Below are 1,020 nucleotides of genomic sequence, written 5' to 3'. Positions count from 1 at the left end.
CGAGAGGACTTTGAAAGCTTCGGAAAGGTGCAATTTAAAATTTCACCTTCAGAGAGTGGGCAAAATGTACGGGATTATATTTTGAACGAGCAACAAGCAACATTGCTGATCATTTACTTACGAAATACAGAACCCGTAAAAGAGTTTAAGAAGAACCTGGTCAAAGCCTTTTTTGAAATGCGTGATGAACTTTCTAAACGTTATCTTCAGAGAGAACTGGAAAAGCCAAAGCGCAAGACCTTAACCGAAGCTATCCAAGCATGGGAGAAAGCACCTAAGCATGCCTATAGTACCCTTACAAACCTACTACTAAAGGGAGTGACAGGGAAGAATAAAGCGCAACTCATGAAGGAGCGAGAAAGTAAGAACGGCATTGAGGGCTTGACAAGTGCAGAACTGACAAGCTATCAGCGCTTGGAAGATATGGCAATAGCTATGATTAATTTGAATAGGGGGTATTCAGAAATTAAAGAACTAATTTTTAAAGTATAGGAGTATAGAAAATGGAAAATGATTTTAAGACAGTTACAAATGCCAAGGGGTTAGAAATTCCCAAGTATTCCAAGGATTTTAAAAAGCTAGTTGAGAAAGACAGACAACTAGCCGAATATCTTTGTATGAACTACGAGAACCTGGAGAGTGAAGACCTGGGCGCATTTCTTGAAACGGTTGAGCAGGGATTCAGTTGGATTCTAGATCTTATCGAAAGCAAAGACTTGCTTTATAAACCAAAGTCAGGTAGTAATCATGCAAAAAGAAAATAAAAAAATCACTTGCTCAAATTTTAGACGAGGCGAGCAAGCGACAAGATTAAGGATATAGAAATTTTTTCCATGCTCTGATTATAGCAAAAAATATCTATTCTATCAAATATATAAAGAAAAACCGAAGAGCAGGCAAGCAATTAGAAAAGGTTTTGAAATCAAGAGCTGACAGGGTGATTCTAAGGCCTTGTTTAGCTGAAAGATGGGTAATTACTCATGAAACACCGCTACAAGCGTTCGCCAACTTGGGGCAACT

General features: G+C 38.3%; 2 protein-coding genes. Both read left to right on the top strand.

Going from position 1 to position 1,020, the window contains the following annotated elements:
• Positions 1 to 492: Rha family transcriptional regulator (locus K1I61_RS08935; RefSeq protein ID WP_223334894.1), on the top strand; the 492-nt coding region annotated here is incomplete at its 5' end.
• Positions 493 to 503: 11 nt separating this feature from the next.
• Complete coding sequence (locus K1I61_RS08930; RefSeq protein WP_223334892.1) at positions 504 to 764, top strand: hypothetical protein; 261 nt, start codon at positions 504 to 506, stop codon at positions 762 to 764.
• Positions 765 to 1,020 lie beyond the last annotated feature (256 nt).

It is taken from the genome of Streptococcus infantis (assembly GCF_019929665.1).
GTDB lineage: Bacteria > Bacillota > Bacilli > Lactobacillales > Streptococcaceae > Streptococcus > Streptococcus infantis_H.
The sequence above is the reverse complement of the archived record's forward strand: the minus strand, read 5'-3'. Positions and strand labels throughout refer to the sequence as shown.

Excerpts from the sequence above, each read along its gene's own strand:
- K1I61_RS08930 (WP_223334892.1), top strand. The coding sequence starts at position 504 with ATGGAAAATGATTTTAAGACAGTTACAAATGCCAAGGGGTTAGAAATT.